We start from the raw sequence: 24,808 nt of genomic DNA, 5'->3' as shown, positions 1-24,808 counted from the left end.
TTTCGCAAAAGGACAAGCTATGGAAGTGGGGTACTTAAAAACGAGTAAAAGCTACGTATTTATTAATCATGCGCCCTAGCAGTCTAGAAGAAAGATAGAGAGTAGGAGGTTTATATGAATAGGATATTTAGCTTTAGTATCTTAGACTTCACAATGACTGTAATTGTAGCAATAGGCTCCATGCTAATTTTATATAATACCGGTTTTATGAATGATTTTGCACTCCCGGCATCCCTTTTAAACTTGAATACTATTTTCTTGAGTATATTAATTGAAGCACTTCCATTTGTATTAATTGGGGTGCTCATTGCGGGAACGATTCAAATTTTTGTTACTGAAGCACATATTCAAAAATGGATTCCTGAGAATAAAGTGAAGGCTGTGTTTATGAGTTGTACCATTGGCGCTTTATTTCCAGCGTGTGAATGTGGAATCGTACCTATTGTACGGAGGCTGATCTCTAAGGGTGTACCTATTCACGCAGCTATCGGATTTATGTTAACGGGCCCGCTAATTAATCCCATAGTAATTGCTTCTACTTATATGGCATTCGGAAATGATTTCAGAATGGCTGGATTTAGAATGATCTTGGGATTTGTCATCGCTATTATAGTTGCATTAACGGTAGGGGTCCTATTTAAAGGTCGTCAGCTAAAAGACTCTGTGGAAATGAATAGCCGCTCTCACTTTCACACGGAAAAGTCATTGCCAACCAAATTATGGTCAATGCTAACTCATTCCATTGATGAATTTTTTGATATGGCTAAGTTTCTCGTAATTGGTGCTTTCTTAGCGGCGGTTGTACAAACTTATTTGCCGGCTAGGGTGTTGTTGGAGTTAGGAAGTGGACCTATAGCTTCTTTACTTGTCATGATGGGACTAGCCTATGTTTTATCCTTGTGTTCGGAAGCTGATGCTTTTATTGGCGCTTCCTTTAGAGGGATATTTCCTGCCTCATCGATTTTAGGTTTTTTGATTTTTGGTCCCATGATTGATTTAAAAAATACGATTATGATGCTTAGTGTGTTCCGGTTTAGATTTGTGTTTGGGGTTTTAGGATTGGTCGTATGCGTGATCATTGTCATTATAACGGCACTACAAGGTTATCTTTAAGGGGGGACCAGCTTGAAGTTTCATATACAGCAGGGGGTAAGGGCAATGATTTTATTAGCCTTTTCAGCCATGATATTTAAATTGCATTATACTGGTGATATCAATAAGTTTATTAACCCTAAATATAGCGGGTTAAGTCAAACGGCTTCCATTGTGTTTTTAATTCTATTTTTTATACAGGTTACACGAGTGTGGACAAAAAAGAAAACCGGTCATCATTGTCAACATGAGGGCCATTCATGTGGACATGATCATGGAGACGCCCAATTTAACACGAAAAAATTATTTTCGTACATCCTTATTACCCTGCCTCTGCTCACTGGTTTTTTACTCCCTCCCAAAGTTCTTGATGCATCGATTGCTTCTAAAAAAGGGGCAATAGGCATTCTGTCAAATAAAGAAGAGTCATCTCAAGGTGCTAGTCGACCTCCATTACAAAATAGCCTTAATGAGAGTAATATAGATGAAAATCCAGAAGATCCCGGTCTGATTGATAATCAAGTGGAGATGTCAGCAGCAGAGTATGACAAGCTCATCAAAAATTTAGAAAAAACATCTGTAATTAATATGTCGGATAGTGTTTATAGTGTTTATTATGATGAGATTAATCAGAATATCCAACAATATATAGGCAGAACTATCTCAGTAACAGGCTTTGTTTATAAAGAGAAGGATTTTAATCATAACCAATTGGTCATTTCACGATTTATGATTACCCATTGTGTGGCCGATGCAAGTATTGTGGGGTTTCTCTCAGAGTTTCCGAAAGATCCAGGCATAAAGGAAGATACTTGGATTAAAGTAAATGGAACTTTGGATACCATGACTTACAATGGTGCGGAGGTGCCTTATCTAAAAATCACGGAGTGGGAGCAGATTGCCGAACCTGTAAATCCCTACCTTTATCCCATTTCGATAAAAATTTTGTAATTCTTATTGGCAAAAAAGCAGAAAGCTAACTCACTTAGAGTCCATACTCATTGACAATATAAGAGGAATGATCGGTTATTTTTACCTAAGAGGTGAGGCTTTCAATCCCTAGTCATTTCATGTAGAGTGATTAACTATATGAAGACAAGTCGAAAGCTGCCTCTTTTTTTATGTCCAAAATTTAAAAATATTGAAATAATAGGACGGAAGAATTATGGTAGAAAGAGAGGAGATTTTTCTATGTATATCGTTCATTCCACTTTTCCGGTCAAGGATCATCAGGCGGAAGAAGTTATTTCTATATATAAAAACCGCTCCCGTGCTGTTGATCTGGCAGAGGGGTTTGTGGATTTTTTACTTTTGCAGAATGAAAAGAACGCTGGAGAATTAACGGTTCAGCTTACCTTTCAAACGAAGGAACACTATTTGGACTGGGTAAGAAGTGAAGAGTTTAAGAAAATACATGAGTTAGAGAAAAAGTACCCCAATCAGGAACTGGCTTCTGTAACACCGAAAGTACGACAGTATAAGGTGGTGGCGAGGTAATGCCAATATCAATCAGCGATCTGGCTGAAAAGGCCACGGAACAAATATATAAGCGGGAACCACAGCTTTTGGAGCGCTTCGGTGAGCAAGGAAAGAACAAATGCAAGGAAGATAATGAGCATCACTTAAAACAGCTCAAAACAGCTTTCGAACTAGATAACCACCAGTTTTTTGTGGAGTATGCGATATGGCTGAATGGCATATTAACGAAGCATGGAATGGGGACAAAGCATCTCGTTGATAATTTTCAAATCCTTGAAGGGTTGTTAAAATCCAGTGACCAACTGGAAGAGAATGAATTAAATGCTTATTTAGATTATATAGATCGTGCGATTCGTGCGTTAGATTCTTAAATAAAAGCGGGGTGAAAAGCAATGGTGAGTCAGATAGCGAGTGAATTGGCTGATTACCTATTAGCAGGTGACCAGCAAGCAGCAATACAATGTATACAGCAAAATGAAGACATGACCAATCTGATGATTTTTCATCAATTGATCACCCCTGCTATGCAATATATAGGAGAGTTGTGGGAGAAGAACGAAATTACGGTAGCTGATGAACATTTGGCTACGGCGACTTGTGATTTTGTCTTCTCCCGTTTATTTTCTTGGCAGGGAGATCAATCGGCTAACGGAAAGAAAGCGATCCTGCTATGCCTTGAAGGTGAACAGCATTATCTAGGATTAAAAATGGTCAGCAGTCTTTTTGTGGAACATGGGTGGAACGTCCGCTTTTTCGGGCCAAACCTGCCACTTGAATATGCCTTAGAAACGGCAGAAAAATGGAAACCGGATGTCATTGGACTTTCTGTTTCTATTGTTTATCATTTGCCACACTTAAAACATTACGTTAAACATTTGTCTTCTTTATCCAATCGCCCGGTCATCATGCTAGGGGGACGCCTGGCTGCTACGCATGATTTAAGACCTTATTGTGATGGAAATACGATGATTCTCAAAGATTTATTGATGGCGAATCATTGGCTGTCTTCTGAGGTGCTGGAGGAGAAAACCAATGCGACCTTATGAGCATCCGTTCCCTGTGCCCTACCTTAAAATAGACACAGAAGGAATCATTCATTCTGTTTCAGGCGAAGCAAAAAATTATTTCGGCATGTTAGAGAATATTACTGACCTGGTGGATCCGGAAAGCATGAACAAGTTAACATTACATGGTTTTCAAACGGCAAAACCTGTCAGTTTAGAATTAAATCTGTTAACGAAGAAAAAACGTCTAGCTTTATTTGATGTGCATATTTCTTGGGATTCCTCTAATTACGGTCATTTTTTTCTGCTGCCGAAGGATGGGGCAATTGCAAAGCTTGAAAATCAATTGTTTGCTCTGCAGAGTCGGCTTGCCTCTACTAATTTCGAACTGCTCGATAAAAAGGAAGAACTTGAAGAGGCGATGGTGCGGTTAAGAGAACTCTCCGGCCCATATATTGCTTTATCTTCCAAGATTGCTTTACTGCCGTTATTTGGTGACATGACAGCGCAGAAGATAACAGCTATTACTGACCATGTTCTAAAGGCTGCTTCCGAAGAGCATCATGATTTAATTATTGTTGATTTTACCGCCGTCGGAAAAATCTCTTCAGAGGGAGTCACCCATTTAATCGACTTGTTCAAAATGTTGTCTTATATGAATAAAGTGACGATTAAAATTGCAGGGGTAAAGCCGCATCATTCAAAAGAAATGAGTAAGTTTCAACAGGACTGGCCGTTTGAATTTGCTTCTTCATTAAAGGCTGTGCTAGGGAATATGATCGATAAGCGTTAAGATAATGTTTTGTCAGATAATCAGAACTTTAGACTAACTGAATCTCGATTACTGATATCATATTAATCTTGTTCAATTAAAAAGAGTCTATAATAAGCCCGCAACCGAGTGAAATGGTTGCGGGTTAATTGTTTTTATGAATAAACGAAGAGCTGCGCTTTAAGGAATTTACTGGTTATTCAAGTCGGAAATATTTATTGCGAATTTGCAATCAAAGATACATCACATTACATTTATACCAAAAATACATTGACATTTCTTTTGGTTATAGTTTAAATTGACTATAAATATATTGCGAATATTTTAAAATATTAATAAATATTAATTTTAAACACAAAAACTTTTCTGAATAGGAACGGATAGGGAGAAGTTAGATTAGAGGAGCGGGTTGATAAGTGATCAGTTTTAATAAATTAAGTCATAAGATAACCTTCATCACTATTTGTATAATAATTGTTACGGTGTTCTCCCTTGCGTTTTTTACTTATGAATCTCAAAGAAAAGTCATTGATCAACAGATGAAAACAGAGGCAGAAGGGGTTTTAGATAAGCTAGAGAGTGATTTCAATTCATATAGCGGAACCTTGGAAATAGTCAAGGAAAGCCTAAAAAAAGATTACTTAGATTTAGCCAAAGCGGTTAGGGAAATTTTAAGAGGGCGAGATAGTTACACAGTTGAAGAGCTAGCGACTTTAGCTGAGAGAATTAATGTCTCAGAAATAGACGTAATGAATGAAAAAGGAATCCTGCAATTTAGCAGTAATTCAGAAGTAATTGGCTATAATTATGATTCCAACGAACAATCTAGACCTTATTTGAAAGGCATTACGGATAAAAACTTTGAGCTTGCACAGGAACCTGCTGTTCGTGGAGCAGACGGAAAGATGTTTATGTACGTGGGTGTAGCCAGACAAGAAAAACCGGGAATGTTTCAAATAGGCAAAGAGCCAAAGGAGTATCAAAGTTTGGTCGATTCCTTTAACTTACAAGATGAAATATCAAGTAACACATTTGCTGCAACAGGTATTACGTTTATTGCTAATTCTCAAGGTGAGGTCATTGCTCATCCTAAGAAAGAATATATAGGCAAAATGGTCACAGCACTTCCTTTTGGTCCAGCTATTACAGATAAAAAGGAAGGCAGCTTTCAATATGAAGAACAGGATAAAACTAAGTATTTAACTTTTCAGCGTACATCAAATGGGTCTCTTTTAATGAGTTCCGTGGAAGTTGAGGATTACTTTGCACCATTACATCAATTAATGCTTAAGTTCATCCTAGTAGGTGTCCTTCTGGTCTTTCTTTCTGCATTCATGATCATGATGTTAGGAAGAAGAAATATTACAAAACCCGTTGATGAATTAAAAGGCGCAATGAAGGAAATAGCTTCAGGTAACTTGACGGTTCCTGTGGCTTCTCATCGAAAAGACGAAATTGGAGAAATGTTTGACCATCTGAATCAAACGAGAGATGGTTTAAGGGAACTGATCAGTAGAATTTCAACAAGTTCTGAGACGATATCAGCCTCAGCCCTGCAATTGACAGCAAGTGCTGAGCAAACAGGACAGGCAGCTGAACATATTTCGTCCACGATTCAGGAACTTGCTTCCGGCTCAGAAAGTCAGAGTAACAGCGTAGAACAAACCACACAAATAGTGAATGAGATGTCACTAGGTGTTCAACAAATTTCAGATAATGCTACAAGTGTTTCTATTAACGCAAATGACACTTCAGAAAAAGCTAGTATCGGGAATGAAGCGATTCAAAAATCTATCGAACAAATGAATGCGATTCAAATGACGGTAAGCAGCTTGTCTAATGAAGTGAAAGTGTTGGGAGATCAATCCAATCAAATTGGGAATATTATTCAGACCATTACTGCTATTTCAAGACAGACGAATTTACTGGCGTTGAATGCAGCCATTGAAGCAGCTAGGGCAGGAGAGTATGGAGAAGGGTTTGCAGTTGTAGCAAATGAGGTTCGTAAACTGGCGGAGCAATCATCTGCTTCAGCGGAACAAATTACAGAACTAGTTTCTGCGAACAAACATCAAACCGAGGCAGCAGTGAAAAGCATGGAAAAGACCACACATGAGGTCGTAGACGGAATCAAGCTGGTGAATAAAGCCGGACAATCCTTCAAAGAAATTCAAAGAGCGACGGATGATGTAAAAAGGCAAACGGAGGAAGTGGCTTCTGCTATTCAGCACATTTCCGATAATGCTGAAATGATTGTCGCTTCGATTCATACGATCGCAGAAGCAGCCCTCCATTCTGCATCAGGGACACAAAACATGTCGGCTTCCACACAAGAACAGTTGGCTGCACTTGAGGAAGTATCCGCCTCTGCCTCCTCCTTATCAGATACAGCTGAGGAGTTACAATATCTTATTAAGAATTTTAAGCTTTAATAAGAAGTCTTGCTTCTTCATTTTTAAATAATCGTGGAGGATGAGAAGTGGCCTCCTTAAAAATAGTTAGCCATTGACTTATGGGGTCGATGGTTTTTGTTTATTAATCAAAGAAAACGAAATAAATAGTAAGTCAAAAAGTCTTGGCACTACTTTGAAAGGAACATCAAATTAAAAATGGGACAAGCACCAGTCACTCATTAGATGCCGGGTCTATTCGGAAAATAACAGCCAATGAAATTGATCCAACAGAAATAATAACCCATGTTATGCCGCTTGAACAGGCGCCTGAAGCGTATAAAATATTTAATGACCATGAAGACGAATGTGTCAAAGTTGTTTTAAAACCTTAAAAAAAGGTATAGATAACCTGAAGACGAAAAAAGATCCAAAAAGATTGAAACAGATGGAGTTCGATGAAAAAGAACTTCATCTGTTTTTTTTTTAGCAAATCGAAAGTTTATCTACTAAAAATATTTTTTTGGTATAAAGTTTTAATTATATCACACTGGGTAGACAATGACTATGGTAAATTCAGAAAAAATTCTAGGAGGCTGTTAAACATGAACAACGATAAAAAATTTATTGGTGTATTTAATAATCAAACAGAAGTTATTCGTAAAATTGATGAGTTGAAAGCGGAAGGTTATGACGCATCAGATATTTATGCAGTTGCAAAGGATAAAGATAATATCTCGATGGTAAGAGGGCGCACAGGAGCGGAAGTTGAATCAGCGGCACATGAGGCATCATGGATGGATAAATTTATGGCTTTTCTTTCTGGAGAAGATGAAGTTCGAGGCGGATTGAACCATATGGGACTAAGTGATGCAGACTCTGATCGCTATTATCGAGATATAGAAACAGGAAAAATTCTTCTGTATGTGGATAAAGATTATTATGATAACAATTACCGTGACCGTACGCTGACGAATGCAGCCGATCCTAATCTTGGACCAGATGCATTCGGAACAGATTCAGATTTAAGAGCAACGGATCGGGCAGTGGAAGGTGTACGAGCAGACCGAGTAACTGATCTTGATGAAGACTTGACAGATGAACAGAGAATCCAACTTAGCGAAGAACGTCTTGAAGTGGATAAAGAGCGTGTTCAAACAGGTGAAGTCTATGTAGAAAAAGATGTTGTTGAAGAGGAAAGAAAAGTCGACGTTACTGTTGAACGTGATGAGGTATATGTAGAGCGTCGTCCAGTCAATGAATCCACATTAGCGGATGATGGAACTCCAATCATTGAAGATGACGATAGCATTCGTATCCCAGTCACTGAAGAACGTGTAGAAGTAACGAAAAAGCCTGTCGTAACGGAAGAAATAGTCGTAGGTAAACGAAAAGTTCAAGATACGGAGACGGTACATGATACGGTGAAACGTGAAGAAGCTGATGTAAGAGGAGCGGACGAGCTAGATAAAGCGGATCGTGATTTAGACGATACTTTATTAGATCGAGACGATAATCTTGATCGCCGCAACCGTTTCTAATAATAGAGAAGTAGATTAACATAAGGCAGCGCAAGTTCCCCTGGAATCTGCGTTGTCTTTTTTTGTTTTGAAAAAAGTGGTATTTTATCCTATGAAAAATATCACTATTTGTCGATATAGTCTGTTTGTGGTTAAAATATTTAGTAATTTTAACTCTATTTATAATATTCTAACTATTATACTATGTTTCTATAAATACAAATATAGGTAATGGAGGAAAGAATTTATGAAGAAACCAGCAGTAAAAATCATGCTTGCCGCTTCATTAACTTTAAGTGCTTTCGGAACCCAGGCTGTATTCGCTCAACCTTCTAAAGAAGTGCATTCCCAACCATACAAAGTATTTGATCAAAAAATCATTAAACAAATTAATGCCGATTATATGTATAACAACATTGATTATTTAGCGAAAACGCCGCGCGTTGCTGGAACTGAATCGGAATACAATGCTGTTCAATATATTAAAAGTCAATTCGAATCGTATGGATATGAAGTGGAACTTCAGGAATTTTCTTTCTTAGGCTATACGCCGCCTAGCAGCATTGAACTGTCTGCAGATGGGTATGAAGGAGAACTTAAGCCTTCTGCATTTACCTATTCTGTCAGCGGGGATATCACGGGTGAACTAGTTCTTGCAGGGCTTGGAAAGAAAGATGAACTGGCTGATAAAGATTTATCTGGCAAAGTCGCACTTATTCAGCGAGGAGAGATTTCCTTTGGAGAAAAAGTGTTAAACGCCGCTGCTGCAGGAGCTGAAGGAGTTATTATTTATAATAACGCAGACGGTGAATTAAATGGTACACTTGGGGAAGCTAATGATGAGTATGTACCGGCTGTTGCTTTGACAAAAGCTGAAGGGGAAGCATTAGCGACTCATGTAGCGGATCAAAGTGTAAGCGTTTCCTTAAAAGTTACGGGAGCTGATACAAGTGAAAGAACCTCCCATAACGTCATAGCTACGAAAAAACCAACGAATAAGAGAAAAGCGACAGATGATGTCATCGTGATCGGTGCTCATCACGATTCGGTAGAATTGGCCCCTGGAGCAAATGATGACGCATCGGGCACAGCCATGACGCTTGAACTGGCCCGCGTGTTTAAAGACGTACCTACAGATACGGAAATACGTTTTGTGACTTTTGGGGCGGAGGAGCTTGGACTGATTGGTTCTAATCATTATGTGGATCAACTTTCAGATGAAGAGAGAAAGCGGATCATTGCTAACTTTAATTTGGACATGGTGGGAAGCAAAGATGCAGGCGATTTAGTAATGATGACGGCAGATGGGAAGCCAAACCTGGTTACTGAGCTTGCTCAGGCATCAAGTAAACGGTTAAATGGAGAGCCTACTCCTTATGAACAGGGAGGCCGAAGTGATCATGTGCCATTTGCCGAAGCGGGAATCCCTGCTGCCTTGTTTATCCACTCGCCTACAGAGCCGGGTTATCACACGCCAGAAGACTCTATTGACAAAATCAGCAAAGAAAAGCTTCAAGATGTAGCTGAAATTGTCGGGGCTGCTGTCTATGATCAAGCGAAATTTGATCATATGGGACCTAAGTTTAAGAAAGATAGAAAGGAACACAAAGAACCTAAAGGGAAAAAAGGTAAAGTACCGCACCACCATCATAAAAAAGATTTGAAATAATAGTAGAGATCCTTCCAGCGTACCTTACTGGAGGGATCTTTACTGTTTAAATCGATTCTAGTCAAGCCGATAGAAACCTGCTTGTGTATATCCTCAAGTAAATGTTATAAAATTTGCATAAAGTGTGTAAGTGATTCAAAATTACTTTATTTAATCTGTTTGAGAGGTACCGACACTTAAACGAATAAGGAGGAAAACCCGTATGCCTCATCATTTAGAGAAAGCGACATTTGCTGGAGGGTGTTTTTGGTGCATGGTCTCACCATTTGATGAAAAGCCAGGCATTAAAGGTGTCGTATCCGGCTATACAGGGGGTGAGGAAAAAAATCCTTCTTATGAGGAGGTAATTTCACAAACAACCGGCCACTATGAAGCCGTTCAAATTACGTTTGATCCTAAAGTTATGCCCTATGAAAAGCTGCTCGACCTCTATTGGAAGCAAATTGATCCCACAGATGCAGAGGGACAATTCAGTGACAGAGGATCGGCTTACCGAACGGCAATTTTTTATCATAATGAAAGCCAACGGCAATTGGCGGAAGCTTCGAAAGTTGAACTGTCAGCAAGCGGCCGCTTCCGAACGCCCATCGTAACGGAAATTCGTCCCGCCGGACCATTCTACAAAGCAGAAGAGAAGCACCAAGAATATTATAAAAAGTTTTCCTTTCATTATAACCACTATTGGGAAAGCTCTGGTCGCGCGCAGTTTATCCGTGAGAACTGGAAAAAGCGCAAGAGCGATGAGGCACTTCGAGAAGAACTGACATCCATTCAATATGAAGTGACTAGAAAGAATGCGACAGAGCCTCCCTTTCAAAACGAGTATTGGGACCATACAGAAGAAGGGATCTATGTGGATATTATTTCGGGGGAACCGCTTTTTTCTTCGACGGATAAATATGATGCGGGCTGTGGGTGGCCAAGCTTTACGAAACCGCTGCTCCGCTCAGAATTAAAGGAACAGTTTGATACATCACATGGTATGAGGAGGATCGAGGTACGAGCAAAAACATCCGATTCCCATTTGGGTCATGTATTTGATGATGGCCCTGGCCTAGACCGTGCCCGCTACTGCATTAATTCGGCTGCTCTCAGGTTCGTGCCTGTAAAAAGGTTAGAAGAGGAAGGGTATGGGGAGTTTCTGGCTCTTTTTCAATAAGATAAAAAATGCCCGATTTCATTGAATGAATAAATGAAATCGGGCATTATTATATGCGTTCTATATAGCCAGTTTTTTCTTTGAAGAATTGATATTCTTTTGACGCGGCTTCATTTTTGGGACGGTTAAAATGTATTGATTGTATGGAAGCAGCTGGATCAGGCTCACCATAGCAATGGAACCAAGCAGAATAATCGCATAGACGACAGGAAACAAAGCCGTATGCCAAATGAAGTCAGGAGCGATTAAGTGGAACATGCTGATGACAAAGGGATGAACGAGATAAATTGCCATAGAGAGTGTTCCGACTTTTTTGAGAAAACGGTTAAGTAAGCGCACCTTTTGCAAATCCTCTGCAATTCCCATAACGAACAGTGTAATGATAGGAATGTTGATCATATTCGTTTCCCGGCTCGCGCCAATCAGACCTGCAGTTTTATATTCAATGACAGCTCCAACCACAACAGCTAATGTGGCAACACCTAAGATTGTTTTATATTTCTTAGAAAACTGCTCTAGAGACTCCCAATGATAAGCCAAAAATCCGCCAAAGATGAAGAAGAACATCCAGTTTGGCAAGAAAGTCTGTGGGTTCAGTACCATCTTCCAAATTCCCTCATATGGCTGATGAGTATAAGAATTAAGAAAGTAAATATGTGCTCCAGCTGCTAAGGCTATTAATATCGACCAGCTGACCTTAGAGCGGAAAATTTGTAACAACGGAAATACCAAATAAAACTGAAAAACAATCGCCATGAAATATAAATGGTAAAAGGAGTTTCCCGATAAGAAGTTGCCGATGAACGTGCTGAGACCGGCATCAAACGGGTTCGTACCTTGTTTAATAAATAAAAACACCAGATAAAAAACACTCCAAAATAAAAACGGCAGTCCTATTTTGGTAAATCTGCTTGAAACAAATTTATTGAAATGAAATCCTTTGAATCTCATTTGATAAACAAGAAGAAATCCGCTTATGACCGCAAACAACGGCGTGCCAAAACGGCTAATTTGATTAAAGAAATAAGTGAACTCGTTGAACTGTTGTCCGTGTTCTTTATAAAAGGATGCTGATACATGAACAGCAAGAACACATAAACAGGCGAACGCTCTTAAAAAATGAATTTCAAATATATGTCCTCGTGCTTTATTCAAATTCCCACATCCTTGTGAAGTAATAAAGTCTTTACATATAGTAATAGAAAATGAGCAGAAGATCTTGAATGTAAGTAAGTTTTAATCAAAACGTATTTGTTTATTAATAAAACATCCAAAGGCTGGGGGTAGAGTCAGGGAAAACCTGCTGATGATATTTAAGTGTTTTGACCCGAGGATTAAAAAACCTATTGAGATAAGTTTTCAATTAGAATATAATTAACAAGTACATAATAATGATAATCATTATCAATTTTTTAGACGTTAGTGAGAGGAGATACATAGATGAACATTCCATGGAAAGTAGTGTCTGCATCCGTTTTGGCCTCAGCTTTATTTCTAGCAGGCTGTAACGGTGGCCAAGAAAGTGAAGCGAATAAAACAGAGGTAACTGAAAAAGAGCAAAAAGTCACCAGCCAATCAAAAGTAGAGGTGTCTGATTATTCATTTGATACAGCAGGAAATATGTTTGCCTACGCTGAATTTGAATTATCGGGTGAGCCGCTGGCAGAAGGATTAGGGTTAGACTTAGATATATTAGAATTTGATAAGCTAGACAAGCCGACAAAGTTTGACTACACAGCAGGCGTTGAGTCTTATGAGTATTCTGAAGAAGCCATGTATGAAGTAGTTGAGAAGTCAGGCTTAGGTCTTCACTTAGTAAATGGACCATCTGTCGCAACGCTTAAGGACGGTCAGACACTAGACGAGAAATTGGGCAACAGATTCTATGAACTAGCTGATGCGGTAGGGTATTCTAAAGAAGAAATTTTCACCAATATGTATCCGACATTTATTGAATATTCAAAAGGCGATCCCCACTACATACAAGAAGTAAATACAGAAGAGTATGCTGCTAACGATGATGGCAGTTATGTACCTAACTATCAAGTAAACTTTGAATCTCTGCGCTGGGATCGAAATAAAATGGAGAAAACACTGGTTCCATCTGCTTACGGAGCGACGTTCTTAAAGCAAGCTTTATGGGCTGGTGATTTCATGGGCGGATTCCATACTGTCGATAAAGATGAAGAACTTGGCGGGGAAACGTCAACCGATGATAAGGACAAGAACATTGCTTTAGGCGTTAGTTCAGCTGATGGGTTCCAAGGAGCTGTTTTAACAGAAGAAATCTGGAACAAAGTGAATTACATTTCCAATGAATTATTTGTTAACGGGTCGACTGGAAAGTTAACGTCTGCAGGCGCAGGCAGTCAATATGATCCTTCCAAAGGATTCGTTTATTTGCCGCATAGCATTGAAGTAGCAGAAGACGGAGAGAAAGCTCCGAATGCTAAGTCACTTGCTGTGAAGGATGCACGCAGTGTGCTTCAAGATCAGTGGATGATGCTATGGCCAAGTGCGGAATTCTTCGGAATGACGGATCAAAGAGAAAGCAATCCAAACAAAGTACCTTCATTCCAAGCATTATTTGATGGAGCACCATACCCTTCTGCTCCTAAAGAAAATGTGGATAAATCTGCGGATAATGATGTAAAAGGAACTGATCCTTTCACTGCCAATCGAGACATTATGCTGCATGTATTCAAAAACATGGACGCGATGCACTTTAATAATGAAAAAGGCTTCTTCGTTGCTGATCACGATGGCAAAGAACAAGGAACTTACATGGATACTTTCCAAGCGGGCTATGCGGTTGAGTCATTGAGGATCTTCCAGCGTGCTATTGATGGCTTGCCGGTGGGATATGCTTCTGGTGAGTCGGCGGAAGGGTTGAAGACAGAAGAAGGAAAACGTGCAAAGGAAATGATTCAGAAACAAGCAGATTTCATGTTAGAGAACCTGATTCTCGATTCAGGACTTGTGGCAAAAGGCTATGACGTAGAAAAAGGTGCCGATGAAACAATTACACTTGATGCTCAATTAGGCGCTATTCGCGGATTAACAGCTGCTTATTTAGCTACAGATGACGATAAATACCGCGAAGCTGCACGTTCTATTTATTCCGCGATGGATAAACAATTATGGAATAAGGAATTAAAAGCGTACGAAACGTCGAACGGCAAGATGGAATATACACCTTACACAGCAGGGGCTTTATCCGCTGCTTACCGTGTAGCTATTCAGAATTTAAGCAATAACGAAAATGACAAGGATGCACCTGAAAGTTTGGAGACTGAAACGATTACTTCACGCTATGCTGATTTTTACGACACAGTTATTGACGGTCCATCTCTTAAAGAAGGTATGCAAGCAAGTGAGTTCTGGGATACAGGCGACTATTATTATAGCGATGATGCATCAGGGAACTCAGATAAAGACAATGTTCCTCAAATCCAAGCCGGACATGGGAAACACGGAATTGCTCCAGTATTACTTCCTGTGACGGTAGAAAAAAGATAAAGTAGGGATACGATGAAGAAAATCCTAAGCTATGCCGCGGCGCTTCTAATTACAGGGGCGCTTGCGGCTTGTTCTATTCAAACGATGGGTGAAGAAACGTCTAGTTTTGAAACAATTCGACAAGAAGCAGTGCACAGCAACAACATTCTTATGAACAAAAACGGCACTAAAATATTTGTAGCTAATTTAGATGCCAATACCGTGTCGATCGTCAGTGAAATGACGAAAAAAATAGAAAAAGAGATTGCTGTAGGGAAAGAGCCTGTTCAGCTGGCTCTGTCTCCCGATGAAGATCGGCTCTATGTGTCAAGCCGTTATGATAATAAAGTAGAGGTGATTTCACTAGAAAAAAAAGAAGTGATTGATAGCTATGAAGTGGGAGCAGAACCTTTTGGATTGGTTACTAGTCAAGACGGAAAGACATTGTATGTATCGAACTACCGAGGAAACACCATTTCTTGTATTGATGTAGAGAAAGGAAAAGTGGTGGATACCATTAAGGTTTCTGACAGACCAAGAACATTGGCTCTAACTGCGGATGGGAAGAAACTGTATGTTCCTCATTATTTATCAGGGGAAATCTCTGTGATAGAAACAAAGCAGAACCGGGTAGTTAAAACTATCGAGCTGGCCAACTCACCGGATGTTTCTGATCCAAAGAAAAGTCAGGGGATTCCTAACACTCTTGAACAAATGGTGATTGCACCGGATGGAGAAACAGCCTGGATTCCGCATTTAGTGACGAATGTGGATACAAATATTCATTTTGAAGAAACCATTTTTCCTGCTATTTCTGTTATCGATTTAAAGAAGGATGAAGAAATGGTGGAAAAGAGAAAAGAGTTATTTGAAGAAATGAATGTTTTGGATTCTAAAAATCAGCCGATGATCGTTTCAAACCCGTATGATGTAACGTTTCAAAAGGATGGATCAAAAGCGTATGTCGTGATGTCGGGCAGTGAAGACATAGTGGTGTTTGATTTAAACCGAGGTGGAAATGCGACACAAGTAGTTAGAAGAATTAAAGGGGACAATCCTAGAGGCCTCGTGCTTTCTAAAGATGGAGAAACCCTTTATGCGCATAATGCGATGACACATGACTTGGCCTTGATTGATTCAGGCGGGACTTCTAGCCACTCAAGAGCCAGGAATTTAGGCGATTCCATCTCGTTAATTGCCAAAGACCCACTCGATCCGCAAATTCGCAGAGGTAAAACGATGTTCTACAGTGCAAACAGCGACGAATTTGCTGCTGATATTACCGGAAACAACTGGATGAGCTGTGCCTCTTGTCACGCAGATGGAGACATAAATGGCTTAACTTTAAGTACACCGAAAGGGCCGCGCAATGTGCCCACGAATATGAGGACGACAGAAACAGGCTTGTTCTTATGGGATGGCAGCCGTGACGATTTTACAGACTATCTATTAACCGTACAGGGTGAAATGGGCGGCATGATGAAGTATGATCCAGGCGATCCGTTGCCTAAAGACGTAGAAGCCATGTACGATGATATCTTTGCTTTCTTAAAGGAACCAGACTCTTTCCCAATACCTGAAAGTCCTTATAAAGAGAAAGGTGAATTGACAGCTAAGGCGGTTGAAGGCAGAGAATTATTCGAGGGAAAAGCATCGTGTATTTCCTGCCACAGCGGCAGTCAATTTACGGATAGTGTGAAAGCAGTTGATGGCAATGGAAAATTAACAACCGATGCCGCCGATTATCTGCATGATATTGGCACAGCGAACAAGCTAGACGTCTCGTCTGCAGGTGACCCCAGAGCAAAATTTAGGAACCCTCGTGACGGTAAAAGCTTTGATACTCCAAGTCTTGTAGGGGTTTGGTCAACAGCTCCTTACCTTCATGATGGCAGTGCGAAGACGGTTGAAGAAGCCATTACGCGCCATGAGTATGAACAGAAGAACCAATTAAGCAAAGTGGAAATGGCTAAAATAGCGGAGTATGTGAAGTCAATTGATTAAGCAAGGAAATGGATAAAGGGGCGTCAGATATTCCATCTGGCGCCCCTTTATTATGTTTTAGAAACTTCGTAGACCGGGAATTACTTATAAATAACGAAGAATTCGATTGCATAGGTGATAGTTTGTAGCGAAAGCAGTCCTGTCGACCCTAACAATAAGCGGGATTACTATAACGCTTTAAAGTAACGGGGGACTGTCCCCAAGGAGGTTATCTTATCGAACCCATACAAATTATTTTCTTGCTAGTGATCGGCTATAGCATATTTACCATTGATAAGAAGAAGGAAAATTTTCCTGTGCCGGTTGTTTTACTATTAGCGGGAATCGGTTTGGCTTTTTTGCCGATGTTTTCAGAAGTGAATTTAACAAAGGGAGTGATCTTTGACTGGTTTTTACCAGCTTTGTTATTTGTCTCGGCTTATCAATTTCCAGTCAAAGAGCTGAAAGAGCACGCCGGCATCATTTCCGTTTTGAGTACTATTGGTATCATCTTAATGACCTTGCTGATGAGTGCTCTGTTTTACTATAGCTTGCAGCCTTTTTTCTCCATCAGTTATATAGAAGCTTTGTTAATAGCTTCCATATTGACGCCTACAGATCCAGTTTCCGTCGTTTCGATATTAAAGCAATCATCCAATCGGAAGGATATAGCGGATGTAGTGGAAGGCGAATCAATGATTAATGATGGCACAAGCATTGTACTATTCACAGTAGTGGCAGCGATGTACATAGACGGAGAATCTTTTTCTATCTCTGCTTTCGCAGGTGAGTTCTTTTGGGTTTCCATTGGAGGCATACTAGCGGGAGTAGTATTAGGCTATATTGTCAGTAAAGCAATCCACTTTACATCCGACTCCCATTATCAAATCATGCTCAGTATTATATTGGCATACGGATCGTTTTATATTGGAGAGGAAATCGGTGTGTCCGGTGTGCTGGCCACGGTGTCTGGTGGAATCATGCTTTCTTACGAGTATGGAAAAACGATAAAGGAATCACATTTTCGTGAACAGTTAGATGGGTTTTGGGGTGTCATTGAACCAACGATATTAACTTTTTTGTTTCTTTTAATCGGAATTCAATCCACTAAGTACTTTTCAGCCTCCTTATTAGGATGGACTTTCTTGCTGTTTCTTCTCTCCTTACTTGTCCGCTATGTTATTATTATTGGAGTTGTGAAGATGAGGGAAAAATGGCGCAAGGCCTATGGTTGGCAGGAAGTGGTCATTTTAACGTGGGCAGGTATTAAAGGCACCATGTCAATTGCGTTATTGCTTGGAATTGAGGATCGAGGTCCAGAATCTCTCCAGTCATTAACATTTGGTGTCATCATTTTTTCGCTTATCATTCAAAGTTTAGCGATCTATCCTTTTTCTGCATTTTTGTTAAAGAAAAGCGAGTGAAAAAAGCTGGCTAATCATTGGTGGAAAATGTGAAATCATAAGGGTAAGACTACGATGAATACAGGTGATGGTCAACAATGAAACAAGCAAGAGACATAGCCCTCAAAATTGCTTTCACTTATGTACTGCTAGGTATTCTATGGGTAATCTTATCGGATTACGTGTCCGTGATACTGGCTCAGGAGAAGCTGAGTTTATATATTTACTTTCAAAGATATAAAGGCTGGTTTTTCATTTTTCTAACAGGCATCACTATTTTCTTGCTCGTGTATCGCAGAACCAATGAATTAATTTTAACTAATGAAAGGCTGACTGAAAAAGAGCAGCAGCTGCAAATACAAAACCAGCACTATCTTTCATTGTTTGAGCGAAATCCTGACGGTGTATTTGAGATTAGCTTGAATGGAAACGTCGTATCTGTTAATCAAGAAGCGGAAGAACTATTAGAATCTTCTTTAGAAGAGCTGCGAGAAGTGAGGCTGCGGAAATTCTTGGACGAAGAACATATTAGAAGAGTGACCCATCATTTTATTGACGGGTTAAAAGGAAAGGCCTCTAGGTTTGAAGCGAAAATTCACCTGCCAAATAATAAGAGTAAAATCCTGAGATGTTCTCTTCTGCCCATCATTGTAAACGAAAAGGTAACAGGAATGTATGCAGTTGCCAGAGATATCACTCAATACAGAAAAAATGAGGAAATGATGATTGCCTCCGAAAAGCTTTCCGTGATTGGACAGCTGGCTGCAGCCGTTGCCCATGAGATTAGAAATCCGCTGACTTCACTAAAAGGATTTATTCAATTAATGCAGAAGAGCAATACAATTAACCATAACCACTTAGATATTATGCTTTCCGAGGTGGACCGCATTGACCTCATATCAGGAGAGATGCTGATACTCGGCAAACAGCAAGATATTCGTTTTCAACATGAAAGCATCGACGACCTTCTAAAGCAAGTGATTGTATTAATGGAAGCGCAGGCCAATCTAGAAAATGTATCAATCCAGTATGATAACCAATCAGATGAATCACTATGTGTGATGGGGGAAGGAAGTCAGCTGAAGCAGGTGTTTATTAATATCATCAAAAATGCTGTTGAAGCTATTCCGCATACAAGAAAAGGGAAAGTCGCCATCTCATTGTCTCAAAGGGGCGATCAAGTTTTTGTAGTGGTTGAAGATAATGGAATGGGAATGGAGCCGGAGCGAGTGGAGCGGTTTGGCGAGCCGTTCTACTCTACAAAGGAAAAAGGCACCGGGCTTGGACTTGCTGTTTGTCAAAAAATTATTGAAAGACATAAAGGAGAAATTGCCTTTCATAGTGAGAAAGGAAAAGGTACGAGGGTGGAGATTTCTTTGCCGCTCAAGCAATAAACGCACAAACCCTTCTGAATAGCAGAAGGGTTTTATCCATGTGGAATCATCTAAACCTTTAATGGTCGGCTTCGTTTAAAACGAGTTTCGGTTAACCGCCGTCTCCACCCGAAGCACTTGCTGCAGAAGCGCCTGCGATGGCTGCCATTGATGCTGCCTGCTGTGCTTGGATGAGCACTTCGATCGTGGTGGATAAACTTGTTTGCAGCAGAGAAGAATGTTCAATTCGGCTGCTGATAAGAAAATGAACAGCCATCATGAAGTTCAAATCCTTATGCCATTTAAACAGTTTTTCTGCGTTTAGCCGTTCCTGAATATTTTTCACAATGGCTAGTTGCTCTGTATCATCTTCTAAAAATGAAAGCAGGGCAATCTGCGGGTAAAACATCGCTTTCGGTTTCATTCCCGCCAGTTTCATTTGATCAAAAATATGCGTGCAGCGGCTCACCATTTCTTCTGGATTCACAGAGTCTTTTAACGATAGGATATGGCTCATGCTTTGCAAGTCATTCCCTTTTTTAAATCCTGCATGGTTCAGTTTGCTGTAGTATTCTTCAATCAAGCCAATTAATTGATCTGCTGGCTGTTTTCTTTGGGCTAAAAGAGCGGCGAGCGGATAATCGCTTTGTCCAGTTAAGAATAAGTGCTCGGATTTCATTTTTTTATACAGCTCATTTGCCGAAGCGGCTGTTTCCTGGCCATTTTCTTCTTCCAACAAAGTAATAGCCGCGATGTAGGTGAAGATACTCCTGCTGAATCCCGTCTTTACCAATGTGTCATACATGGCAAGAAAATCTGCAACCCTTTCCTTAGGTGAGTCAAAGCGGGTATCGAGAAGGGCTGCAAAAGTAAAGCGTCCTTGGGATTTTAATGTTGAAAACACACCAACTTCATCTTTAATATAATCACTCAGCTCTTCAAACTGGTCCATATGAAACTCACGATTAGTTGTCACATATAGTGAGGCGACCATCATCAAAGTACGCGAGTCCGAAACCTTCCAGCGCAGCTTCTTTTTTAATTGGGTGTAGATTTCTTTATACTTTTCCACTTTATCTATCATTTCTTCCATGTTCCCTCACCCCTTTTGGTATTATTATACAATACATACGGATAGGTTCAAAAAAAGTTTCAACGGAGGCCAGCACGCACAGACTCTTCGGCAACCGCTTTTCTATTTGATATAATTCTCGTATATGAATGAATATTGAGGTGGCATCATGAAAAAAACAATTGGCATTCTTGCTCACGTAGATGCTGGTAAAACTACTTTTTCCGAGCAAATTCTTTATCATACAAAAAGCATTAAACAAAGAGGCCGGGTTGATCATCGAGACTCTTTTCTAGATAACCATGAGATTGAGAGACAAAGAGGAATTACCGTTTTTGCGGATCAAGGGATGATTACATACAAGGATTCCACCTGCTATCTAATTGACAACCCGGGTCATGTGGATTTTTCACCAGAAATGGAGCGATCTGTTCAGGTCATGGATTTAGCAATTGTCCTCATCAGTGCTGTTGAAGGGATAGAAGGACATACGGAAACTATCTGGCGCCTGTTGAGAAAACATCATGTGCCGACCTTCTTCTTCATTAATAAAATTGATCGGGCAGGGGCGGATGTAGATAGAGTGTTAGCAGAAATGCGGACAGAGTTCTCAGGTGATATTTGTGATCTGACGGACTCGTTTAAGGACGGTGTCATGAGCGAAGATTTAATTGAGTTTGTGGCTGAACAGGATGAAGACTTATTAGAACAGTATATGGACGAAGGGTACCAACAGGAGTTATGGCTCGACACGATGAAAAGGCTGATTAGCGACAATAAAATCTTTCCATGCGCCAGCGGTTCTGCGTTGCAGGATGTCGGGATCATTGATTTCTTAGATCATTTAGATCAGCTGACCGTTACTAATTACTCGACAGATGAGCCTTTTGCAGGACGGGTGTACAAGATTCGTCATGAGGACAATGGAACGAGGATTACATTTATCAAAGCATTGAGCGGCACGCTGAAAGTAAGAGAAGAAGTAAGGTACGGGGACACGACGGAAAAAATCACTCAGCTTAGAGTCTACAACGGCAGTAAATTTACCGTGGCCGATCAAGTAACAGCAGGCGACCTATTTGCTGTCACTGGACTGTCAGCGGCAGCTGCAGGCGATGGTCTAGGCGCGCTTCAGGAAAAAGCCATATATGAAATGATTCCTACATTAAAGTCGAAAGTGATCATCGAATCGGACATTCACTTGAAAGAGGCGCTGAAGTGCTTCCACATTTTAGATATAGAGGATCCATCTTTACATGTCACTTGGGAAGAGCGGTTGCAGGAGATTCATATTCATGTCATGGGAAAGATTCAGCTGGAAGTGCTGAAGCAATTAATAAAAGAGAGATTCGGATTTAATGTTTCCTTTGACAGACCTGAAATCTTATATAAAGAGACGATTGAAACAACTGTTAATGGGTATGGTCACTTTGAACCGCTCGGGCATTATGCAGAAGTGCATCTTCAGCTGGAGCCCACAAAAAGAAATAGCGGAATCTCATTTCAAAATGTCTGTCATGCGAACGATTTGGCGACAGGGCACCAAAACCTCGTTCGTCAGCACTTATTTGAAAAAGCTCATAATGGTCTCTTAACGGGCTCTCCAGTGACTGATGTTGTGGTCACATTGCTAACCGGCCGAGCGCATAATAAGCATACGACGGGCGGGGATTTCAGAGAAGCCACGTTAAGGGCATTAAGACAAGGATTAGAAAAAGCGGCGAATATTTTGCTAGAACCTTATTATTCTTTTAAAATTAAAGTAGAACTGGATCAGATGGGAAAGGTGATGTCTGATATTCAGCAGGCGCATGGCAGTTTTGACACGCCAAAAACAGAGAAAAATAAAGCAGTGTTGACCGGCCGAGTTCCTGTAGCGACCTTTATGAACTATAGTGCGGAACTTGCTTCTTTTACTCAGGGAAAAGGGATGCTGACACTCACATTTGGCGGCTATGACAGGTGCCATAACGAACAAGAGGTTATAGAAAAGATGGCTTATAATAAACAGGCTGATCCGGATTATAGCTCATCTTCCATTTTTTGTTCAAAAGGACAGGGCTTTACCGTTCCTTGGGATCAGGCAGAATCAGAAATGCATGCTTTAAAATGACAGTCGAAAGGGTGAGAAGAATGGGAAGTTGTAATCTCGATCATTCACTTGAGAGTGTGATTCAGAAATTAGAAAGCCAAGCTGATTATTTACCAGTGAAATTATATGAAGAGTTATCTTTATTTTTGCAGAAGGAACATTCGCAAGAAACGCTGAACGAACTGTTTCATTTATTAAAAAAGTACGATTTATCTTCTGAAGAAGAACAGCTGAGAAGAAGTCAAGCCATGCGCGAGTTGATCAAGTAATATTCTCCATATTAAACTCGTGAAAAAATGGGTCAATGAGGTATAATATAGAAAGTTAATCATAGAAATAATTGTCATTCGAATGGCAATTGGTTGAATCATTACTACTATCTAATTGTGATTTAAAGCGGAAAGAGAGTGTTCAATATGGGACGTAAATGGAACAATATTAAAGAGAAGAAAGCGTCAAAGGATGCCAATACCAGTCGTGTGTATTCAAAATTTGCTCTTGAAATCTATGTAGCAGCGAAGCAAGGCGAACCAGATCCGGAATCAAATCAGGCATTAAAATTCGTACTTGAACGGGCAAAAACGTACAATGTACCAAGAAATATTATCGATCGTGCCATCGAAAAAGCAAAAGGCGGAGTGGAAGAGAATTATGATGAGCTGCGCTATGAAGGGTTTGGGCCGAATGGATCAATGGTCATCGTTGATGCATTAACGAATAATGTAAACCGTACGGCTTCTAACGTGCGTGCAGCTTTCGGTAAAAATGGCGGAAACTTAGGTGTCAGCGGATCAGTTGCTTACATGTTTGATTCTACTGCAGTTATAGGATTAGAAGGCAAAACAGCAGATGAAGTGCTTGAAATTTTAATGGAAGCAGATGTGGATGCGCGTGATATCTTAGAGGAAGAGGATGCTGTGATCGTATACGCTGAGCCTGATCAATTCCATGCGGTTCAAGAAGCATTTAGAAATGCTGGTGTGATCGACTTCACCGTAGCGGAATTAACGATGCTTGCACAAAACGACGTCACATTGCCTGAAGAGGCGCAAGTCCAATTTGAAAAGTTAATTGACGCCTTAGAAGATTTAGAAGATGTTCAGCAGGTGTATCATAATGTAGATTTAGGTGAGTAATATAAATGAGACTGTTCTTCAGGGAGACTTGCTCTTTTTGAATGGAACAGTCTTTTTTTTTTTTTACATTTTGAGAATGAAAACGATTAAATCCATCATTTAACAGTTAGAATAGGTAATAACAGTTGCTTTCATTTGTGACAACTGTCAAGCTTAAGAAGGATTTAAACGAAAAGAAGGCATAGGTGATAAAGATGATTGAAATTAAGACTTCGAGGTTAACGGACTCAGATGAGTTAAATAGAGGAGTATTTGCAAAGCGCGACATTAAAAAAGGTGAACTTTTGCACGAAGCGCCCGTTTTGCCTTACCCAAATGAAGAGCATGAACATATCGAAAAAACGCTGCTGGCGGACTATGCATTTGAATATGGCCAGAATCATTCAGCTATTGTCTTAGGTTATGGGATGTTATTTAATCATTCGTACGAACCGAATGCTGTATATGACATTAACTTTGACAACCATACCTTTGATTTCTACGCATATAAAGATATTAAAGCGGGAGAAGAAGTGCTGATTAATTATAACGGCGAGGTCGATAATGATGATCCGCTTTGGTTTAATGAAGATTACGAAGAGAGAATCGCGGAAAGAGAAGAGTGATGTAAGTTACATCAAAGTCATTGTAAATGATATAACATGATATCAGCAGAATGACACAGAAGCGGGGGCTGCGGCTGTCGCTTTTTCTCTTGGAGAATAATGTCCGAAACTAGATTCATTGGTGGTGAATGTCAATTTATGAAAAGAATTATTAATCTATTATATATAATTGCTGGTTTCCTAGCTTTGGGGCTTGGTATAGCAGGCATCGTGCTTCCTGTTGTGCCGACCACTCCATTGTTTCTTCTTGCTTCCTTTTGTTTTGTGAAAGGCTCAAAAAGGTTTGAAGTTTGGTTTAAACAGACGGATCTCTACAAAAAACACTTAGAAAGCTTTGTGCGAGAACGCAGCATGACATTTAAACAAAAAGCTTCGATCCTGCTGTTTGCAGATTTCACTATTGTTGTCGCTTTCTTCTTAACTGATTTTCTTCCCGTCAAAATGATGCTGGTGGCGATAGTAATCTATAAATACTATTATTTCATTTTTAAAATCAAAACGATCAGAGAGCCGCAAGCGCCAGCCCACAAAAAAAGTCGCACAAGCTGAATGCATTGTGCG

General features: G+C 40.0%; 21 protein-coding genes and 2 pseudogenes. 21 read left to right on the top strand and 2 right to left on the bottom strand.

Annotated elements, in window-relative coordinates:
- Positions 1-114: 114 nt before the first annotated feature.
- The 12 genes and pseudogenes from JOC78_RS14040 (at position 115) to msrB (ending at position 11,085) form a co-directional block, all read left to right on the top strand.
- The gene (locus JOC78_RS14040) at positions 115-1,113 is read left to right on the top strand and encodes a permease (RefSeq protein WP_204556962.1); all 999 of its coding nucleotides are present in this window, start codon (positions 115-117) and stop codon (positions 1,111-1,113) included.
- 12 nt (positions 1,114-1,125) lie between these two features.
- Positions 1,126-2,043, top strand: a complete 918-nt coding sequence (locus tag JOC78_RS14035; RefSeq protein ID WP_204556961.1) for a TIGR03943 family putative permease subunit — start codon at positions 1,126-1,128, stop codon at positions 2,041-2,043.
- 240 nt (positions 2,044-2,283) lie between these two features.
- The gene (locus tag JOC78_RS14030) at positions 2,284-2,589 is read left to right on the top strand and encodes an antibiotic biosynthesis monooxygenase family protein (protein WP_204556960.1); all 306 of its coding nucleotides are present in this window, start codon (positions 2,284-2,286) and stop codon (positions 2,587-2,589) included.
- Positions 2,589-2,942 (top strand): hypothetical protein, encoded by a 354-nt coding sequence (locus JOC78_RS14025; protein WP_204556959.1) that lies wholly within the window; start codon positions 2,589-2,591, stop codon positions 2,940-2,942. Before JOC78_RS14030 ends, JOC78_RS14025 begins: the two co-directional genes overlap by 1 nt.
- 21 nt (positions 2,943-2,963) lie before the next feature.
- Entirely contained in the window at positions 2,964-3,617 is a 654-nt protein-coding gene (locus JOC78_RS14020) for a cobalamin B12-binding domain-containing protein (RefSeq protein WP_204556958.1), read from the top strand.
- On the top strand, positions 3,604-4,368 hold the full coding sequence (locus JOC78_RS14015; RefSeq protein WP_204556957.1) for an STAS domain-containing protein: 765 nt from the start codon (positions 3,604-3,606) through the stop codon (positions 4,366-4,368). The genes JOC78_RS14020 and JOC78_RS14015 overlap by 14 nt, the downstream gene beginning before the upstream one ends.
- A gap of 518 nt (positions 4,369-4,886) precedes the next feature.
- Positions 4,887-5,840 (top strand): annotated as a pseudogene (locus JOC78_RS17910) (HAMP domain-containing protein); the annotation flags it as partial.
- 192 nt (positions 5,841-6,032) lie between these two features.
- Positions 6,033-6,779 (top strand): methyl-accepting chemotaxis protein, encoded by a 747-nt coding sequence (locus JOC78_RS17905; RefSeq protein WP_420829945.1) that lies wholly within the window; start codon positions 6,033-6,035, stop codon positions 6,777-6,779.
- Positions 6,780-6,929: 150 nt separating this feature from the next.
- Positions 6,930-7,132: pseudogene (locus JOC78_RS17505) on the top strand (glutathione-dependent formaldehyde dehydrogenase); the annotation flags it as partial.
- 210 nt (positions 7,133-7,342) lie between these two features.
- Positions 7,343-8,278, top strand: a complete 936-nt coding sequence (locus JOC78_RS14005) for a YsnF/AvaK domain-containing protein (protein WP_204556953.1) — start codon at positions 7,343-7,345, stop codon at positions 8,276-8,278.
- A 226-nt stretch (positions 8,279-8,504) separates the two neighbouring features.
- Positions 8,505-9,926 (top strand): M20/M25/M40 family metallo-hydrolase, encoded by a 1,422-nt coding sequence (locus JOC78_RS14000; protein ID WP_204556951.1) that lies wholly within the window; start codon positions 8,505-8,507, stop codon positions 9,924-9,926.
- 202 nt (positions 9,927-10,128) lie between these two features.
- Positions 10,129-11,085: a peptide-methionine (R)-S-oxide reductase MsrB gene (msrB, locus tag JOC78_RS13995; RefSeq protein ID WP_204556949.1), complete on the top strand. Its 957-nt coding sequence runs from the start codon at positions 10,129-10,131 to the stop codon at positions 11,083-11,085.
- 60 nt (positions 11,086-11,145) lie between these two features.
- On the opposite strand, the gene JOC78_RS13990 is transcribed toward msrB, so the two are convergent.
- Positions 11,146-12,240, bottom strand: coding sequence for an acyltransferase (locus JOC78_RS13990; RefSeq protein WP_204556941.1), 1,095 nt, complete (start codon positions 12,238-12,240; stop codon positions 11,146-11,148).
- A gap of 285 nt (positions 12,241-12,525) precedes the next feature.
- Here JOC78_RS13990 and JOC78_RS13985 point away from each other — a divergent pair, with 285 nt between their 5' ends.
- The 4 genes from JOC78_RS13985 (at position 12,526) to JOC78_RS13970 (ending at position 19,363) form a co-directional block, all read left to right on the top strand.
- Complete coding sequence (locus JOC78_RS13985; protein WP_204556939.1) at positions 12,526-14,604, top strand: hypothetical protein; 2,079 nt, start codon at positions 12,526-12,528, stop codon at positions 14,602-14,604.
- 12 nt (positions 14,605-14,616) lie between these two features.
- Positions 14,617-16,587 (top strand): beta-propeller fold lactonase family protein, encoded by a 1,971-nt coding sequence (locus JOC78_RS13980; RefSeq protein WP_204556937.1) that lies wholly within the window; start codon positions 14,617-14,619, stop codon positions 16,585-16,587.
- A gap of 245 nt (positions 16,588-16,832) precedes the next feature.
- A complete protein-coding gene (locus JOC78_RS13975) occupies positions 16,833-17,990 on the top strand; it encodes a cation:proton antiporter (protein ID WP_338023213.1) in 1,158 nt (385 codons plus the stop codon).
- 77 nt (positions 17,991-18,067) lie between these two features.
- The gene (locus JOC78_RS13970) at positions 18,068-19,363 is read left to right on the top strand and encodes a PAS domain-containing sensor histidine kinase (RefSeq protein ID WP_204556935.1); all 1,296 of its coding nucleotides are present in this window, start codon (positions 18,068-18,070) and stop codon (positions 19,361-19,363) included.
- 91 nt (positions 19,364-19,454) lie between these two features.
- Here the strand turns inward: JOC78_RS13970 and JOC78_RS13965 are convergent, their stop codons facing one another.
- Positions 19,455-20,435, bottom strand: a complete 981-nt coding sequence (locus tag JOC78_RS13965) for a DUF4003 family protein (protein WP_204556933.1) — start codon at positions 20,433-20,435, stop codon at positions 19,455-19,457.
- A 148-nt stretch (positions 20,436-20,583) separates the two neighbouring features.
- Here JOC78_RS13965 and JOC78_RS13960 point away from each other — a divergent pair, with 148 nt between their 5' ends.
- From JOC78_RS13960 to JOC78_RS13940, 5 genes are all read left to right on the top strand, one after another.
- Positions 20,584-22,527, top strand: coding sequence for a GTP-binding protein (locus tag JOC78_RS13960; RefSeq protein WP_204556929.1), 1,944 nt, complete (start codon positions 20,584-20,586; stop codon positions 22,525-22,527).
- Positions 22,528-22,547: 20 nt separating this feature from the next.
- The gene (locus JOC78_RS13955) at positions 22,548-22,775 is read left to right on the top strand and encodes a group-specific protein (RefSeq protein WP_204556927.1); all 228 of its coding nucleotides are present in this window, start codon (positions 22,548-22,550) and stop codon (positions 22,773-22,775) included.
- Positions 22,776-22,922: 147 nt separating this feature from the next.
- Complete coding sequence (locus tag JOC78_RS13950; protein WP_204556920.1) at positions 22,923-23,642, top strand: YebC/PmpR family DNA-binding transcriptional regulator; 720 nt, start codon at positions 22,923-22,925, stop codon at positions 23,640-23,642.
- Positions 23,643-23,836: 194 nt separating this feature from the next.
- Complete coding sequence (locus JOC78_RS13945; protein ID WP_204556917.1) at positions 23,837-24,247, top strand: SET domain-containing protein; 411 nt, start codon at positions 23,837-23,839, stop codon at positions 24,245-24,247.
- Positions 24,248-24,385: 138 nt separating this feature from the next.
- Positions 24,386-24,796 carry a YbaN family protein gene (locus tag JOC78_RS13940; protein ID WP_239587181.1) on the top strand — a complete coding sequence of 137 codons (411 nt, stop codon included), beginning with the start codon at positions 24,386-24,388 and terminating at the stop codon, positions 24,794-24,796.
- Positions 24,797-24,808 lie beyond the last annotated feature (12 nt).

This window comes from Bacillus ectoiniformans (genome assembly GCF_016908875.1).
Lineage (GTDB): Bacteria > Bacillota > Bacilli > Bacillales > Domibacillaceae > Bacillus_BX > Bacillus_BX ectoiniformans.
The sequence above is the reverse complement of the archived record's forward strand: the minus strand, read 5'-3'. Positions and strand labels throughout refer to the sequence as shown.

Bases quoted from the DNA above. Each gene is read 5' to 3' on its own strand.
- JOC78_RS14020 (WP_204556958.1), top strand. From the start codon at position 2,964: ATGGTGAGTCAGATAGCGAGTGAATTGGCTGATTACCTATTAGCAGGT.
- JOC78_RS14025 (WP_204556959.1), top strand. From the start codon at position 2,589: ATGCCAATATCAATCAGCGATCTGGCTGAAAAGGCCACGGAACAAATA.
- JOC78_RS14005 (WP_204556953.1), top strand. From the start codon at position 7,343: ATGAACAACGATAAAAAATTTATTGGTGTATTTAATAATCAAACAGAA.
- JOC78_RS14040 (WP_204556962.1), top strand. From the start codon at position 115: ATGAATAGGATATTTAGCTTTAGTATCTTAGACTTCACAATGACTGTA.
- JOC78_RS13980 (WP_204556937.1), top strand. From the start codon at position 14,617: ATGAAGAAAATCCTAAGCTATGCCGCGGCGCTTCTAATTACAGGGGCG.
- JOC78_RS13960 (WP_204556929.1), top strand. From the start codon at position 20,584: ATGAAAAAAACAATTGGCATTCTTGCTCACGTAGATGCTGGTAAAACT.
- JOC78_RS14000 (WP_204556951.1), top strand. From the start codon at position 8,505: ATGAAGAAACCAGCAGTAAAAATCATGCTTGCCGCTTCATTAACTTTA.
- JOC78_RS17905 (WP_420829945.1), top strand. From the start codon at position 6,033: ATGTCACTAGGTGTTCAACAAATTTCAGATAATGCTACAAGTGTTTCT.
- JOC78_RS13985 (WP_204556939.1), top strand. From the start codon at position 12,526: ATGAACATTCCATGGAAAGTAGTGTCTGCATCCGTTTTGGCCTCAGCT.
- JOC78_RS14030 (WP_204556960.1), top strand. From the start codon at position 2,284: ATGTATATCGTTCATTCCACTTTTCCGGTCAAGGATCATCAGGCGGAA.
- JOC78_RS13970 (WP_204556935.1), top strand. From the start codon at position 18,068: ATGAAACAAGCAAGAGACATAGCCCTCAAAATTGCTTTCACTTATGTA.
- JOC78_RS13945 (WP_204556917.1), top strand. From the start codon at position 23,837: ATGATTGAAATTAAGACTTCGAGGTTAACGGACTCAGATGAGTTAAAT.
- JOC78_RS13955 (WP_204556927.1), top strand. From the start codon at position 22,548: ATGGGAAGTTGTAATCTCGATCATTCACTTGAGAGTGTGATTCAGAAA.
- msrB (WP_204556949.1), top strand. From the start codon at position 10,129: ATGCCTCATCATTTAGAGAAAGCGACATTTGCTGGAGGGTGTTTTTGG.
- JOC78_RS13965 (WP_204556933.1), bottom strand. From the start codon at position 20,435: ATGGAAGAAATGATAGATAAAGTGGAAAAGTATAAAGAAATCTACACC.
- JOC78_RS13950 (WP_204556920.1), top strand. From the start codon at position 22,923: ATGGGACGTAAATGGAACAATATTAAAGAGAAGAAAGCGTCAAAGGAT.
- JOC78_RS14015 (WP_204556957.1), top strand. From the start codon at position 3,604: ATGCGACCTTATGAGCATCCGTTCCCTGTGCCCTACCTTAAAATAGAC.
- JOC78_RS13940 (WP_239587181.1), top strand. From the start codon at position 24,386: ATGAAAAGAATTATTAATCTATTATATATAATTGCTGGTTTCCTAGCT.